Below are 16,820 nucleotides of genomic sequence, written 5' to 3'. Positions count from 1 at the left end.
CGATATCGGAAAAGTGTTTCCTTCTTTTTTTTAATCAAAAAATAGCATCTATATTACAGATGTAATAAGGTGTAAAAACCTTTAAATTTTCTGAATTATGTTGAAGAAACAAGGACTTTATTTACCAGAATTTGAACACGATAATTGTGGCGCTGGATTTATATGTAGTTTAACAGGAAAACGCTCGAATGATATTATTCATAAAGCGTTAGAAATCCTAGTAAAACTAGAACATCGCGGCGCAGTAAGTTCCGATGGTGTTACTGGTGATGGTGCAGGTATTTTAATCGATATTCCACACAAATTTTTTAAGATTTTTTGTGAATTCGACTTACCCGAATCTGGAGAATATGCTGTTAGTAATGTGTTTCTTCCTAAAAAGGAAAATCAACGTCAATATTGTATAGATATTTTCGAAAAAGAAATCGAAAATCAAGGCCTTAAACTTATTGGCTGGAGAGATGTACCTGTTAATAGTAAAGTATTAGGTAAAGTAGCTAAAGTTACAGAGCCTTTTGTTAAGCAAATTTTCATAGGAAAAGCTAACGATAAGCAAACAGACAGGGAGTTCAATATAAAATTATTCGCTGCCAGAAAAATTTCAGAACATACTATATATGGTTCTAAATTATCTGAATCTAAGTTCTTTTACCTTCCAAGTCTTTCAACTAAAATCATAATATTTAAGGGCTTATTAATGCCTGAACATATAAACGAGTACTATTTAGATCTATTTAATTCTGCTTTAGATACTAGATTAGCATTGGTACACCAACGTTTTTCTACTAACACATTCCCTACTTGGGATTTAGCACAGCCTTTTAGATACATCTGTCATAATGGAGAAATAAACACAGTAAGAGGTAATGCTTCTAGAATGCTTTCTCGTGAAGAAATCATGGAAAGCCCATTATTTGGTGATGATATTAAAAAAATAATACCAACTATTTTAAAAGGAAAGTCAGATTCTGCAACTTTAGATATGGTTGTTGAATTATTATTAATGACAGGTCGCTCACTTCCTGAAGCTATGATGATGCTTGTTCCAGAAGCTTGGGAAAAAAACCCGAACATGTCTGACGCTAAAAAAGCATTTTACGAATTCAATTCATGCTTAATGGAACCATGGGATGGACCAGCTTCTATACCTTTTACAGATGGTAATTTTATTGGAGCCGTTTTAGATAGAAATGGTTTACGTCCTTCGCGTTATACGGTAACGAAAAAAGGAAATGTAATTATGTCTTCGGAAACCGGAGTTGTAGATATTAAACCTGAAAACATTGAATACCATGGTCGTTTAGAGCCAGGGAAAATGTTTTTGGTAGACATGAACGAAGGCCGAATTGTTAACGACGAAGAAATAAAAGAAGAAATAGCTTCTAAACATCCTTACCGCAAATGGTTAGATGAAAACTTAATTCATCTAAAAGACCTAGAAGCAAAAAAAGGACATATTGATTACGATGAAATTGAATTAAAAAAACGTGAAGTTGTTTTTGGTTATACAGAAGAAGATTTAAATACAATTATTCGCCCAATGGCACAATTAGGTAAAGAACCTATTGGATCTATGGGAACAGATACACCAATTGCTATTTTATCTGAGCGTCCGCAATTAATTTACAACTACTTTAAACAAATATTCGCACAAGTTACCAATCCACCATTAGATGGTATTCGTGAAGAATTAGTTACAGATATTAGTTTAACTTTAGGAAGTGATGTTAATATATTCGACATTAATGCAGACCATTGCAAGAAACTAAAAATACAAAATCCAGTTATTTCAAAACACGATTTAGATAAGATTAGAGATTACGATACCAATCCTGATTTTAAGGTTGAATCTATTTCAATGTTATATGAAGTAAATCGCGGATTAAACCAATTAGAAGTTGCACTTGAAGGTTTAGTTACTAAAGCATCAAAAGCTATTGATGGTGGTGCAAATATTATTATCCTATCAGATAGATATGTAGATAAAAATCATGCGCCAATTCCAGCATTACTAGCATGTTCTTACTTAAACCATGCATTACACAAATTAGAAAAACGTTCAAGAATTAGTTTAATTATTGAATCTGCAGAACCTAGAGAAGTACACCACTTTGCCTTATTATTTGGTTATGGTGCAAGTGCTGTAAATCCTTATATAGTAAATGAAATTGTACAAAAACAAATAGACAATTTAGACCTTACGGATTTAGAATACTTAGCAGCTATTAAAAACTACAATAAAGCAGTAGGAAAAGGTATTTTAAAAGTGATGAACAAAATCGGAATTTCAACATTAAATTCTTATCGTGGTTCGCAATTATTCGAGTGTATTGGAATTAACACCACAACAGTAGAAAAGTATTTTCCAAATACTCCAACACGTATACAAGGTATTGGTTTAAGAGAAATTGAAAAAGAAATTGCAAAGCGCCATAAAAAAGCATTTCAAGCAAACGAAGCCAATATCGACCTAGAAATTGGTGGAGAATACAGATGGAGACGTGGACAAGAAAAGCACATGTTTAATCCATTAACGGTTGCAAAACTTCAAGAATCTGTACGCACAAACAAAGCGTCTACATTCAAAGAATATTCAGATTTAGTTAATGATCAATCTGAACAATTAATGACTATTAGAGGTTTATTTGAATTCGATCAATTCGATCCTATCCCTTTAGAAGAAGTAGAACCTTGGACAGAAATTGTAAAACGTTTTAAAACAGGAGCCATGTCTTATGGGTCTATTAGTAAAGAAGCCCACGAAAATTTAGCTGTTGCCATGAATAGAATTGGAGGTAAATCTAATTCTGGTGAAGGTGGAGAAGATCAAGAACGTTTTTACAAAAGCTCGCAAGGTGATTGGAAAAACTCTGCCATTAAGCAAGTCGCTTCAGGTCGTTTTGGTGTAACATCAAACTACTTAACAAGCGCAAGCGAAATTCAAATAAAAATTGCACAAGGTGCAAAACCTGGTGAAGGCGGACAATTACCTGGACCAAAGGTTAATAAAGAAATTGCAAAAACAAGAAACTCTACACCTTATGTAGGCTTAATTTCGCCACCACCACATCACGATATTTACTCTATTGAAGATTTATCTCAATTAATTTACGATGTAAAATCGGCAAATAGAACTGCTAGAGTTAATGTTAAATTAGTCTCAGAAATTGGTGTAGGTACAGTTGCTGCAGGAGTTGCTAAAGCGAAAGCAGATGTTATTTTAGTCGCTGGTTTTGATGGAGGAACAGGTGCCACACCTTTAACATCACAAAAACATTGCGGTTTACCTTGGGAATTAGGAATTGCTGAAGCACAACAAACTTTAGTAATGAATGATCTAAGAAACAGAATTGTTTTAGAGTGTGATGGACAATTAAAAACTGGTAGAGATGTCGCAATCGCCTGTTTATTAGGAGCAGAAGAATTTGGTTTCGCAACTGCACCACTAGTAGCTTCTGGATGTATTATGATGCGTGTGTGTCATTTAAATACATGTCCAGTAGGTATCGCAACTCAAAATCCTGATTTACGTAAAAAGTTTAAAGGAAAACCAGAACACGTTGTTAACTACATGTATTTTGTAGCACAAGAACTACGTGAGATTATGGCTAAACTTGGGTTTAGAACCATTAATGAAATGGTTGGACAATCTCAAAAATTAAACAGAAATAAAGCAATAGAGCATTACAAATCTTCAGGTATAGATTTATCTCCAATTTTACACAAAGTAGAAGTAGCAGACGATGTTAAATTATACAACACATACTGTCAAGATCATAACCTAAATGTACATTTAGATTTCAAGATTATAAAACAAGCACATCAAGCTTTATTTAGAAGACAGAAAACACACTTAGAAATGCCTATCACCAATATCGATAGAGCCGTTGGAGCCGTTGTAAGTAACGAGATTTCTAAAATTTATGGAGCAGAAGGCTTACCAGACGATACTATTAATATTGATTTTACCGGTTCTGCTGGACAAAGTTTTGGAGCATTTGCTACAAAAGGATTATCCTTCACAGTACATGGAAATACAAACGATTATTTAGGAAAAGGTTTATCTGGAGCTAAATTAATTATTAAAGTACCAGCAAAATGTACAATAGTGCCAGAAGATAATATCATTACTGGAAACGTAACTTTATATGGTGCAACATCTGGTGAAGTTTATATTAATGGAAAAGCAGGAGAACGCTTTTGTGTTAGAAACTCTGGAGCAATAGCAGTTGTAGAAGGTATTGGAGATCATGGTTGTGAGTATATGACTGGCGGAATAGCTGTTGTTCTTGGAGCAGTAGGACGAAATTTTGGAGCAGGAATGAGTGGAGGAATCGCCTATGTACTAGATGAAGATGGTACGTTTACACAAAACTGTAATGCAGAAGATTTAAATATCGATCCAATAAATAACATAGATGACGAATTACAGTTACAACAACTTATAGACAATCATTTTCAAGCTACTGGAAGTCCATTAGCAAGACGTATTTTAGATAACTGGAAATCATATCTTCCAATGTTTAAAAAAGTATTACCAGAAGAATACAGAAAAGCCTTAGTAAGGTTAGAACAAGAACAATTAGAAACAGCTTAGATTATGGGAAAGACAACAGGATTTTTAGAGTATAAGCGCCAAGACGAAAGTTACACTGCGCCAGAAAAGCGTATTGAAAATTATAAAGAATTTACAATTCCTTTAAAAGAAGAGAAATTGAAAGATCAAGGCGCACGTTGCATGGATTGCGGTATTCCGTTTTGCCATAGTGGTTGCCCACTTGGAAATTTTATTCCAGATTTTAACGACAAAGTTTTTAAAGGAAAATGGAAAGAAGCTGCCGAGATTTTACATAGAACAAATAATTTCCCAGAATTCACAGGTCGTTTATGCCCAGCACCTTGCGAAGAAGCCTGCGTACTAGGTATTAACGAAGATCCGGTAACAATAGAAAATATTGAAAAAAACATCGTTGAAACTGCTTTTAACGAAGGTTGGATTACAGCAAATCCTCCACAAATAAGAACAGATAAAACAGTAGCAGTTATTGGCTCTGGACCTTCTGGCCTAGCAGCTGCACAACAATTAAATCGTGCAGGACATAACGTAACTGTTTTTGAACGCGACGAAAAAGTAGGCGGCTTACTACGTTACGGTATTCCAGATTTTAAAATGGAAAAAAACGTGATTGATAGACGTGTTGCTGTTTTAGAAGAAGAAGGCATTACATTTACAACCAATGCACATGTTGGCGTAAATGTTGACGCAAACAAACTTAAAGACGATTTTGATGCTGTAGTTCTATGTGGTGGAGCAACTGTAAGAAGAAGCATTCCAATACCAGGATCAGACTTAAAAGGTGTTACACAAGCCATGGACTTTTTAAAACTAAACAATCAATATGTTGATGGTTTAGTAGAATTTAAAGATGTGATTTCTGCAGAAAAGAAAAACGTCATCGTAATTGGTGGTGGAGACACAGGAAGTGATTGTATTGGAACTTCTAATCGTCACGGCGCAACATCTGTAACTAACTTTGAGATTTTAAGTAAACCATCAGAAGGTCGTCCAGCACATCAACCTTGGCCGTATTGGCCAATGAAGCTAAAAACAACATCATCTCACCAAGAAGGTGTAGAACGTTTTTTCAGCGTATCGACTAAAGAATTTTTAGGAGACAAAAACGGAAATTTAATAGGCTTAAAAACCGTTGAAGTAGAATGGATTTTTAAACCTGGAGAAAGACCTCAATTAAACGAGGTACCAAATACTGAAAAAACTTGGGAATGCGATTTAGCATTACTCGCACTTGGTTTTACAGGCGCTGAAAAAACTTTAGCTGATCAGTTTGGTTTAAACATGGATTTTAGAACCAATATTGAAGCTTCAACTAAAGATTACAAAACTAATGTTCCCGGTGTATTTGTTGCTGGAGATATGCGTCGCGGACAATCTTTAATTGTTTGGGCAATTTCTGAAGGAAGACAAGCAGCACATCATATAGACAAGTGTTTAATGGGAGAATCTCACTTGCCTTTAAAGGATGATAGTGATTTACCTAGAGCTTAATTATTTTTACACCCAAATTATACGAATATTAATTTTATAATATTCACTTAGGACTATCTACAATTATTTTATTAGTCTATAGTACTGAAAAAGCACCTTGAGAAAGGTGCTTTTTTTATTATAAAGTGCTTCAGTAGTTTTAAGTTCTATCCTTAATCCCATCAATCTTACCAAAAGAAGCAATCATACCTTGAATTAAAGATGAGCTTAAACCTTGGTGTTCCATTTCATTTAAACCTTCAATAGTACAACCTCTTGGCGTTGTTACTTTATCTATTTCTTCTTCTGGATGATTACCTGTAGCAATCAACAAACCTGCTGCACCTTCTGCAGTATGCATTGCTAACAACTGCGCTTCTTTAGCATCAAAACCAAGTTGTATTGCCGCTTGTGTTGTTGCTCTAATTAAACGCATCCAAAAGGCTACTCCACTTGCACAAACCACTGTCGCTGCTTGCATTTGTTTTTCAGGTATTACTAAAGTAGTTCCTAAAAGATCAAATATTTTTCTAGCAGTATTTAATTTTAATTGTGCTTTTTCGTTGCTACAAATACAAGTCATAGATTTACCAACTGCAATTGCAGTATTTGGCATAGCTCTAATTACAGAGTATTCATTACCAATAATAGCTTCAATTTTTTCAATTGAAAAACCCGTAATAGTAGATATCAAAGTATGTTTTTGCGTAATAAATTGTTGATTTTTACGCAATACAGCACCTAAATGATTAGGTTGAACAGCGAATATAATAATGTCTGAATTTGAAATTGCCTCTCCATTATCACTAGTAATAATGACTTTTTTATCAGATTTTAAACCTTCTAATTCGTTAATATGACGCTTTGTTAAGTATAACGATGTTGTAATATCACTTGCTAATAATCCTTTTGCGATAGATAACCCAAGGTTACCAACTCCTATAATTGCTATTTTCATTATTTAAATTTTATAAATTAATATACTATTACTCAAAACCTAAGACAAGTTCTATTTAGGATACTTATCACTAATATTCTTTAAACACAAATTACCAATACTACCAACATGCGTATGTTGTTTTGATGTATCTGGTTTATATGTTCCATTTTCTACTTCGCCTCCAATTTTTTGATACGCTTCTCTAAAAGGCATACCATCGACTACTAATGTATTTATATTATCTACAGTAAATAAGTATTGGTATTTAGCATCGTTTAAATCTACGTGCTTTACAATAACTTGTTGTATTGCATAATTAAAGATGTCTAATAAATCTTTCACATCTTCTATTGCTGCAATTATGTTTTCTTTTAATAACTGAAAATCTCTGTGGTAACCACTTGGCAAATTATTAGTTATTAAAACCATTTCGGTATGTAAGGCTTGTATTTTATTTGCTTTTCCTCTAATAAGCTCAAATACATCTGGATTTTTTTTATGAGGCATAATACTGCTTCCTGTAGTTAATTCGTCTGGGAATGCTATAAAGCCAAAATTCTGACTATTATACACACAAATATCCATTGCAAAACGCGCTAATGTATTACAAACACTTCCTAAAGCTAAAGCAATAGTACGTTCGCTTTTTCCTCTGCTCATTTGCGCAGCAACAACATTATATTTTAAAGTTGAAAAACCCAGTTCTTTGGTTGTTAATTCTCTATCGATAGGAAAAGAACTTCCATAACCAGCTGCAGAACCTAACGGATTTTGATCTACTGTTTTTATAGCTGCATTTAACAAGTAAACATCATCAATTAAAACCTCAGCATAGGCAGAAAACCATAAACCAAACGAAGATGGCATTGCCACTTGTAAATGTGTATAACCAGGAAGTAAAGCGTTTTTATGTGTTTCGGCTAAGCCTAAAAGTGTATCGAAAAACGTCTTCGTTTTATCGTTAATTTCTTTTAAGTTCTCTTTGTAATATAATTGAAGCGCAACTAAAACTTGATCGTTTCTTGAACGTGCTGTGTGAATTTTTTTTCCAACATCACCTAATGTTTTTGTTAGTTCATATTCCATTTTAGAATGTACATCTTCAAAAGAAGCTTCAATAACAAACGTTCCGTTTTCTATGGTTTTAGCAATTGCATTTAATCCTGTTTTTAATTGCAATAATTCTTCCGAAGAAATTATACCTATAGATTCTAACATGATAGCATGCGCTAAAGATGCTTGCACATCGTACTTTGCAATATGTAAATCAATTTCTCTATCGTTACCAACAGTAAATTGTTCTATTTTTTTATCGATACTTATTCCTTTGTCCCAGAGTTTCATAGTTTTCTTTTTTAATTTGATCTTTGTCACTTCGAGTGAAATTCTTTTTTAGAATTTTGTATCGAGAAGTTTTTAAAAGTTCTCGATACTATTCTCCTTCGTCGAATCACTCGAACTGACGTAAATTTTAAAGCACTTTTTCCAGTAATTCTATATAAATCTTAATCCCTTCTTCTATTTCATTAAGGTAAATAAACTCATCTGCAGAATGTGATCTTGTACTATCTCCTGGTCCTAATTTTAAAGACGGACAACTTAGTACTGCTTGATCTGAAAGCGTTGGAGAACCATAAGTACTTCTTCCAATCTCTACTCCTGCAATTACCAATGGATGATCGATTGGAATTGACGATGAATTTAATTTTATACTTCTTGGAGTAATACTATCACAAGGTGCTTCCTTTTGTAAAATATCTACAATATCTTGATTTGAGTATTTGTCGTTTACACGAACATCTACAACCATTTTAACATCAGCAGGCACTGCATTATGCTGCTTTCCTGCATTAATTTGTGTAACAGTTAATTTTACTTCACCTAAAGCTTCAGATTTTTTATCGAATGTGTAGTTTTTAAACCATTCTAAAACTGGAATGCTCTTATAAATAGCATTATCGTTATTAGGATGTGCAGCATGACTTGGTGTTCCTTTTACTACTGCATCAAAAACAACCAAACCTTTTTCGGCTACTGCCAAATTCATTAATGTTGGTTCTCCAACAATAGCAACATCTACTTTTGGAATAACACTTAACATACTATTTAAACCGTTATCTCCACTGCTTTCTTCTTCCGCTGAAGCGACAATAACAATATTATAATTTAAGCCTTTTTTGTTATAGAAATACGCAAAAGTCGCTAACAAACTCACTAAGCATCCTCCTGCATCATTACTTCCTAAACCATATAATTTTCCATCTTCAACAATGGCTTTAAATGGATCTTTAGTATAACCATTATTAGGTTTTACAGTATCGTGATGCGAGTTTAATAATAATGTTTGTTTGCTCTCGTCAAAATGGTTGTTTGTTGCCCAAACATTATGTCGTGTACGATTAAAAGGAACATCTTGTTCTACAAACCATTGTTCGATATGTGCTGCTGTTGGACCTTCTTCTGAAGAAAAAGACTGCGTTTCTATAAGCTGCTTTAATAAAGCAATTGCCCTTGTTGTTAATTTTTCTATCATTTTGTAATGGTTGTGTGTTTACTATTTGTATTAAAAAGCATGCTTGATTTCCCAATACAAACTCTACTAACGTGATGATTTATGGCATGAAAACAGTTGTCTAATTTTGGAAGCATACCTTCAAAAATTATTTTCTCTTCTTTTAGTGTTTTATAGCTTTCTGTATTGATATTTTCGATTACAGAATCGTCATTATCGACATTTTCTAAAACACCATTTTTTTCGAAACAATAATATAATTCTGTTTTATAAGTAGAAGCAAAACCGATTGCTAATTCTGAAGCGATAGTATCTGCATTTGTATTTAACAACTGACCTTTTTCGTCGTGAGTTATAGCACAAAAAACAGGTGCCACATTATTATTTAAAAGTATTTCTAAGACTTCTGTATTTACTTGTTTTACATCTCCAGCAAAACCATAATCGATAGGTTTTGAAGGTCTTAAATTTGAAACTATTGTATTTCCATCTGCTCCTGAAAAACCAATAGCATTACACCTATTCGCTTGTAATTGCGCAACAATATTTTTATTAATTTTTCCAGCGTATACCATAGTAATAATATCTAACGTCTCTTGATCTGTTACACGTCTTCCATCTACCATATTAACTTCAACTTGCATTTGCTGTGCTAGTTTTGTCGCTAATTTTCCACCTCCATGAACTAATATTTTAGGAGAATCTATAGTTGCAAAGGCTTTTAAGAATTGTTGTAAAGCACTAACATTATCTATAATGTTTCCTCCTATTTTTATGATTTTTAGTGTTTTCATAATTATAGGTTCTCTAAAATTTGCTTTAGCACAATCTGTGCTGCAAATGTTCTGTTGTTTGCTTGTTGTATTACTACCGAATTATCACCATCTAAAACAGCATCTTCAACTACAACATTACGTCTTACTGGTAAACAATGCATAAATTTTGCGTTATCTAACTTCTCGCTAGTCATCATCCAGTCTTTATCTTGACTTAAAATTTTTCCGTAATCATTATAACTACTCCAATTTTTAACATACACAAAATCAGCATCTTTTAAAGCGGCTTCTTGGTTGTGATTTATTGGTGTATTTTTCGTGATTTCTGTACTTAACTCATAACCTTCAGGATGTGTAACAGTTAAATCTACATCCATATTTTGCATCATTTCTACAAACGAATTAGCGACTGCATGAGGCAAAGCTTTTGGATGTGGCGCCCAAGACAACACGACTTTTGGTTTCGCTTTATTAGATAATTCTGAAATAGTAATAGCATCTGTTAATGCTTGTAATGGATGCGCAGTTGCGCTTTCCATATTAACCAATGGTGCAGTTGCGTACTTTACAAAGCTATTCATTATAAATTCTGCTTGATCTTTTTCTTTGTCTACTAAACCAGGAAACGCTCTTACTGCAATAACATCTGCATATTGCGATATTACCTGTGCAGCTTCTTTGATATGCTCAGAAGTATCAACATTCATAATTGTTCCATCTTCAAACTCTAAGTTCCAAGCATCATTAACATTTAAAATCATGACATCCATGCCTAAGTTTTTCGCTGCTTTTTCTGTACTTAATCGTGTACGCAAACTAGAATTAAAAAACAGCATGACTAAGGTTTTGTTCTTTCCTAACTCTGAAAACTCATAAGGATCATTTTTTAACAAAATAGCGTCCTTTATAGTTTCTTTAAGATTTGATATATCTTTTATGTTGGTGTATTTTTTCATGATAAATAAATAGGTCTCGACTACGCTGGACCAGACAAACATTTGTCTCCTCGAGCGCAGTCGAGAGGTTTTTATAATTTTATCTCTTGTTTTAAAGCTTCAAAAAACAAATCGACATGTTCTTTTTTAATAGTTAAAGGCGGAAGAATTCTTAACAACTTAGGATTCTTAGCACTTCCTGTAAATATTTTATGTGTAAAAATTAACGCTTTACGAAGGTCTGCAATTGGGAAATCGAATTCCAAGCCTAACATTAAACCACGTCCTTTTATATTTTTTATTGCTGAAATTTCATTTGCTTTAGCAATAAAATATTCAGAAATGGCTTTTGCATTTTGCATTAAATCCTGCTCTTCTATAACTTCTAAAACAGTTGAAGATGCTACACATGCTAAATGGTTTCCTCCAAAGGTTGTACCTAATAAACCAAAAGAAGCTTTAATCTCTGGATGAATTAAAATACCTCCAATTGGAAATCCATTTCCCATGCCTTTTGCAATAGGAATAATATCTGGAGTGACATTATGTTTTTGAAAAGCGAAAAAATCTCCAGTTCTACCAAAACCAGATTGTACTTCATCTGCAATAAAACAAGTATTATATTTTTTACACAACGTTTCAATGCCTTTATAAAATGCTGTTGTACTTTCATCTAATCCTCCAACGCCTTGAATACACTCAATAATTACAGCACAAACATCGTTTTTAGCTAATGCTTTTTCTAAAGATTCTAAGTCACCTAATTCTAAGATTTCTACTTCTTGTTGCGCATTAATTGGTGCAATTATTTTAGGATTATCTGTAGCTGCTACTGCTGCAGATGTACGACCATGGAATCCATTTTTAAAAGCTACAACTTTTTTCTTTCCATTATGAAAAGACGCTAGTTTTAATGCGTTTTCATTGGCTTCTGCTCCAGAGTTACATAAAAATAATTGATACTCTTTACAGCCTGATAATTCACCAAGTTTAGTGGCTAATTCTACTTGTAAAGGATTCTGAATAGAATTACTATAAAACCCTAATTTAGCCACTTGATCGCTAATATTTTTTACATATTTAGGATGCGAATGACCAATAGAAATTACAGCATGACCACCATATAAATCTAAAAACTTGGTGTTATTTTCATCATAAACATAAACATCTTCTGCTCTTACAGGTGTGATATCGAATAATGGATATACGTTAAATAAACTCATATTTGGTCTTCTTTAATACTGTTAATTTTATTGAAAGATGTAATCATACCTTGAATTAAAGACGAACTCAAACCTTTATGTTCCATTTCGTTTAAACCTTCAATAGTACATCCTTTTGGTGTTGTTACACGATCTATTTCTTCTTCTGGGTGGTTTCCGTTTTCTATTAATAAGCTCGCAGCGCCTTCACTAGTATACATTGCTAATTCTTGTGCTTCTTTAGCATCAAAACCTAACTGAATAGCAGCTTGTGTTGTTGCTCTAATTAAACGCATCCAAAAAGCAACACCACTTGCACAAACCACTGTTGCAGCTTGCATTTGGTTTTCTGGAATATTTATAGAATGTCCTAAGCGATTAAAAATAGCTTCAGCAATTTTAACACGTTTTTTACCTCGTTCGTTACTACATAAACACGTCATCGATTTACCAACGGCAATTGCTGTATTAGGCATCGCACGAATAATAAATTTATCTATTCCAACTATAGCTTCAATTTTAGGAATTAAAAAACCAGTTACTGTAGAAATTATCACATGCTTTTCTGTTAATTCCGCTTTTATATCATTTAAAATAGTTTCAAAATGCTCTGGCTGAACTGCAAAAATAAGAATGTCTGATTGCTTTACAGCTTCAATATTATCTGTTGTTAAATACACGTTCTTATAACCCTCAAAATCTTGAATCTCTTCTAAATTTCTTTTGGTTAAGTATAAGGTTGTAATCGCATTGTTATTTATTAAACCTTTTGCAATAGACTTCCCTAAGTTTCCTGTTCCTATTATTGCTATTTTCATCGTAGTGACCGCGAAAGCGGTTATCTTTTTTATTATTTATTTTTTTTGGCGTTACCACAAGGGTCGCGATTTCCGTTATATCTTTTTATTTGACAACTTCTCGACTGCGCTCGAAGAGACAAATAAAAAGGATGCCACTGCAATCACTAACGCAGCACAGCTTAACTTCTAAAAATAACTAGCTTTTAATTTTAAGCCTTCAGACTCTTCAAAACCATACATTAAATTCATGTTTTGAACTGCTGCTCCAGAAGCACCTTTTAATAGATTATCTATTGTACTTGTAATTAGTAATTTGTCTCCATGTTTTTCAAGACTAATAATACATTTGTTAGTATTTACTACTTGTTTTAAAAATATGCTTTCATCAGAAACACTAGTAAATACAGCATCTTTATAATATCCTTTATAAAGGGCATTTGCTTCCTCAAGTGAGCCTTCAAATTTTGTATACGCAGTAGCAAAAATTCCTCTAGAAAAATCACCTCTATTTGGCATAAAATTAATTTCGGAATTAAAGTTAGTCTGTAACTGGTTTACAGTTTGGTTAATCTCTCCTAAATGTTGATGATTAAATGCTTTGTAATGCGAGAAGTTATTATCTCTCCAAGTAAAATGTGTTGTTGCAGACAATGATGTTCCTGCTCCAGTTGCACCAGTAACTGCATTTATATGCACATCATTAGTTAATAAACCATTTGCTGCTAAAGGCAAGATTGCTAATTGTAATGCTGTTGCAAAACAACCAGGATTTGCAATGTATTTAGCTGTTTTAATAGCTTCTTTATCTAATTCAGGTAATCCATAAACAAATTCTTTTCCTTCGAAATTTTTATCTGCAAGTAATCTAAAATCATTACTTAAATCAATAATTTTAGTATCCTTAGAAAACGTATTCTTTTCTAAAAAAGCTTTAGAATTTCCATGACCTAAGCATAAAAATAACACATCTACTTCTTTATTTATCTCACTTGAGAATAACAACTCTGTAGAACCTACTAAATCTTGATGTACTTTATACACTTTATTTCCAGCATTAGAAGTACTGTACACAAAATTAAGATTCACTTTATTATGATTAAGCAATAACCTAATTAGCTCTCCTGCAGTATAACCTGCTCCTCCAATGATTCCTATTTCTAAATTTTTCATATCTATTTCCCACGCAAGTGGGAATCTTATTAATTAAACCTAACTTTAAGTTTTAAACCTATAAGGTTTTTGAAACCTTGCAGGATAAAGTGATTTTTTAGGCCTGCTAGGTCTATTTTAATTATTTACTTGTCTGTATATTTTATTTTGATTTCCTATAATTTTAATAAAACCTTTAGCATCATCTGCTGTCCAAGCTTTATTTTCTTCACCATAAGTACTAAATACGCTAGACATTAAATCGTGATCAGACACAATACCATCTAGAGAAAAGTGATACGGTTTTAAAGTAACCACAACATTACCCGAAACCATTTTTTGAGAACTTTGTAAGAAAGCTTCTGTATCTCTCATTACAGGATCTAAATACTGACCTTCGTGTAAATGCATACCGTAAAAACTAGACAAATACTCTTTGTGCTGTAATTGCCATTTTGTAAGCGTATGCTTTTCTAATAAATGATGTGCTTTTACTGTAATTAAAGCAGCAGCAGCTTCAAAACCAACTCTTCCTTTTGTACCTACAATAGTATCTCCAACATGTATATCTCTACCAATGGCATATGCTGAAGCTATATTATTTAAGTTTTCAATATTTACTTCTGGTGTGTTTTCTTCTCCATTAAAAGCAACAAACTCTCCGTTTTTAAAAGTTAATGTTACTTTTTCTTCTCCTTCTTTTTCTAATTGAGAAGGATAGGCTTCGCTAGGTAAAGGTTTTTCAGATTTTAAAGTTTCTACACCACCAACACTAGTTCCCCAAAGTCCTTTGTTTACAGAGTATTTAGATTTTTCCCAAGGCATATCTACACCTTCAGATTTTAAATATTCTATTTCTTGTTCTCTTGTTAACTTTCCATCTCTAATTGGCGTGATAATTTTAATCCCTGGAGCCAACGTTTGAAAAATCATATCAAAACGCACTTGATCATTTCCTGCACCTGTACTGCCATGTGCTATATATTCTGCATCAATACTTTTGGCGTATTCAATAATTTCTATAGCTTGAATAATACGCTCTGCACTTACAGACAATGGATACGTACTATTTTTTAATACGTTCCCAAATATTAAATACTTTACTACTTTATTATAAAAAGTAGCGATAGCATCTATATTTTTATAAGTAGAAACACCCATTTTATAGGCATTACTTTCTATATGTTTAATTTCTTCTGTTGTAAAACCTCCTGTATTTACACTTACTGCGTGTACATCGTATTCTTTTGATAAACTTACTGCGCAATAAGAAGTATCTAAACCTCCACTATATGCTATAACTAGTTTTTTATTCATTTTTCTCCTTTATTTTTTTTCAATTGTAAAATGTGTTCGCATTAGAATGCTCGGTTCATTTTTCTCCTTTATTTTTTTTCAATTGTAAAATGTGTTCGCATTAGAATGCTCGGTTCATTTTTCTCCTTTATTTTTTTTCAATTGTAAAATGTGTTCGCATTAGAATGCTCGGTTCATTTTTCTCCTTTATTTTTTTTCAATTGCAAAATGTGTTCGCATTAGAATGCTCGCATCATTTTTTATTTTCTTTTTTAAGAAATAATGTTTGTTTGATGTTTTTTAATCTTGTCCACACTTTTTTATCATGCTCTTTCGTTTCAGACTTAGCTTCTACCTTTTTTAAAGGATCATATAACATTCCTGTACATAAACACATTGCTTGTTCTGTTCGCGTTAAAACATCGAAATTCTTACAGGTTTGACAACCATTCCAAAAAGTTTGATCTTTAGTTAATTCTGAAAACGTAACCGGTTTATAACCTAAATCACTATTCATTTTCATAACCGCTAAACCTGTAGTAATACTAAACACTTTAGCATTTGGAAACTTGGTTCTAGAATGCTCGAATATTCTTTTTTTGATTTTTTTTGCTAAACCTAAATTTCTAAAATCTGGATGTACAATTAAACCCGAATTAGCTACAAACTTTCCGTGACTCCATTGTTCTATATAACAAAATCCAGCAAACTTATCGTCATCTAAAGCAATAACAGCATTGCCATTCTCCATTTTGGTAATGACATATTCTGGCTTACGTTTAGCAATTCCAGTTCCTCTAACTTGAGCAGCATCAGCAATAGTTTCGCAAATAATGTCTGCGTAAATACTATGCGATTTATTAGCAATAACAATTTCCATTGTAATTGGTTTTTAATTTAAAAATGTAATGAATTTGTTTTGTTTGAAAGCAGAACCGGACTCACCTTAGTTCTATAGATATAAGTACACCCTAAGGGCGACGTGTAAAAAATCGGCGTACACTTGGTCGGTTATTGATTTCAATAACTGTGTTTAAAAAGGGAGATATTTGTTTTGGATTGTTCAATGTAAAAAAAATAAAAATAGATTAACTAATTAACTTAAAGTGTTAGCATTAGCGACGTCGTCTGCGCGTTGGCAAACTCATGGGTCTTTCTATTTTA

The 16,820-nt window shown here is 32.8% G+C and carries 12 protein-coding genes; 2 read left to right on the top strand and 10 right to left on the bottom strand.

Annotated features, from left to right (window positions below; genetic code table 11):
* Positions 1-97: 97 nt before the first annotated feature.
* Together gltB and ASC44_RS11560 are read left to right on the top strand one after the other, a co-directional pair.
* The gene (gltB, locus tag ASC44_RS11565; RefSeq protein WP_055447749.1) at positions 98-4,597 is read left to right on the top strand and encodes a glutamate synthase large subunit; all 4,500 of its coding nucleotides are present in this window, start codon (positions 98-100) and stop codon (positions 4,595-4,597) included.
* 3 nt (positions 4,598-4,600) lie between these two features.
* Positions 4,601-6,067 carry a glutamate synthase subunit beta gene (locus ASC44_RS11560; RefSeq protein ID WP_055447748.1) on the top strand — a complete coding sequence of 489 codons (1,467 nt, stop codon included), beginning with the start codon at positions 4,601-4,603 and terminating at the stop codon, positions 6,065-6,067.
* A gap of 139 nt (positions 6,068-6,206) precedes the next feature.
* Here ASC44_RS11560 and proC (ASC44_RS11555) read toward each other — a convergent pair whose 3' ends face one another.
* The 10 genes from proC (ASC44_RS11555) to ASC44_RS11510 all read right to left on the bottom strand — a co-directional run bounded on the left by proC (ASC44_RS11555) (position 6,207) and on the right by ASC44_RS11510 (position 16,536).
* Complete coding sequence (gene proC / locus ASC44_RS11555; RefSeq protein WP_055447747.1) at positions 6,207-7,004, bottom strand: pyrroline-5-carboxylate reductase; 798 nt, start codon at positions 7,002-7,004, stop codon at positions 6,207-6,209.
* Positions 7,005-7,055: 51 nt separating this feature from the next.
* A complete protein-coding gene (gene argH / locus ASC44_RS11550) occupies positions 7,056-8,330 on the bottom strand; it encodes an argininosuccinate lyase (RefSeq protein ID WP_055447746.1) in 1,275 nt (424 codons plus the stop codon).
* A 127-nt stretch (positions 8,331-8,457) separates the two neighbouring features.
* The gene (locus ASC44_RS11545; RefSeq protein ID WP_055447745.1) at positions 8,458-9,519 is read right to left on the bottom strand and encodes a M20 family metallo-hydrolase; all 1,062 of its coding nucleotides are present in this window, start codon (positions 9,517-9,519) and stop codon (positions 8,458-8,460) included.
* On the bottom strand, positions 9,516-10,292 hold the full coding sequence (argB, locus tag ASC44_RS11540) for an acetylglutamate kinase (RefSeq protein ID WP_193787269.1): 777 nt from the start codon (positions 10,290-10,292) through the stop codon (positions 9,516-9,518). Before argB ends, ASC44_RS11545 begins: the two co-directional genes overlap by 4 nt.
* 2 nt (positions 10,293-10,294) lie before the next feature.
* Complete coding sequence (locus tag ASC44_RS11535) at positions 10,295-11,230, bottom strand: Rossmann-fold NAD(P)-binding domain-containing protein (RefSeq protein ID WP_055447743.1); 936 nt, start codon at positions 11,228-11,230, stop codon at positions 10,295-10,297.
* Between the two features lie 71 nt (positions 11,231-11,301).
* Positions 11,302-12,432, bottom strand: a complete 1,131-nt coding sequence (locus ASC44_RS11530; protein WP_055447742.1) for an aspartate aminotransferase family protein — start codon at positions 12,430-12,432, stop codon at positions 11,302-11,304.
* On the bottom strand, positions 12,429-13,229 hold the full coding sequence (gene proC, locus ASC44_RS11525) for a pyrroline-5-carboxylate reductase (RefSeq protein WP_055447741.1): 801 nt from the start codon (positions 13,227-13,229) through the stop codon (positions 12,429-12,431). Before proC (ASC44_RS11525) ends, ASC44_RS11530 begins: the two co-directional genes overlap by 4 nt.
* A gap of 168 nt (positions 13,230-13,397) precedes the next feature.
* Positions 13,398-14,381, bottom strand: coding sequence for an N-acetyl-gamma-glutamyl-phosphate reductase (gene argC / locus ASC44_RS11520; RefSeq protein ID WP_055447740.1), 984 nt, complete (start codon positions 14,379-14,381; stop codon positions 13,398-13,400).
* A 117-nt stretch (positions 14,382-14,498) separates the two neighbouring features.
* On the bottom strand, positions 14,499-15,677 hold the full coding sequence (locus ASC44_RS11515) for an argininosuccinate synthase (RefSeq protein WP_055447739.1): 1,179 nt from the start codon (positions 15,675-15,677) through the stop codon (positions 14,499-14,501).
* A 232-nt stretch (positions 15,678-15,909) separates the two neighbouring features.
* Positions 15,910-16,536 (bottom strand): GNAT family N-acetyltransferase, encoded by a 627-nt coding sequence (locus tag ASC44_RS11510; protein WP_055447738.1) that lies wholly within the window; start codon positions 16,534-16,536, stop codon positions 15,910-15,912.
* Positions 16,537-16,820 lie beyond the last annotated feature (284 nt).

Origin of the sequence: Lacinutrix mariniflava, assembly GCF_001418015.1 — a bacterium.
Classification (GTDB): Bacteria; Bacteroidota; Bacteroidia; order Flavobacteriales; family Flavobacteriaceae; genus Lacinutrix; species Lacinutrix mariniflava.
The sequence above is the reverse complement of the archived record's forward strand: the minus strand, read 5'-3'. Positions and strand labels throughout refer to the sequence as shown.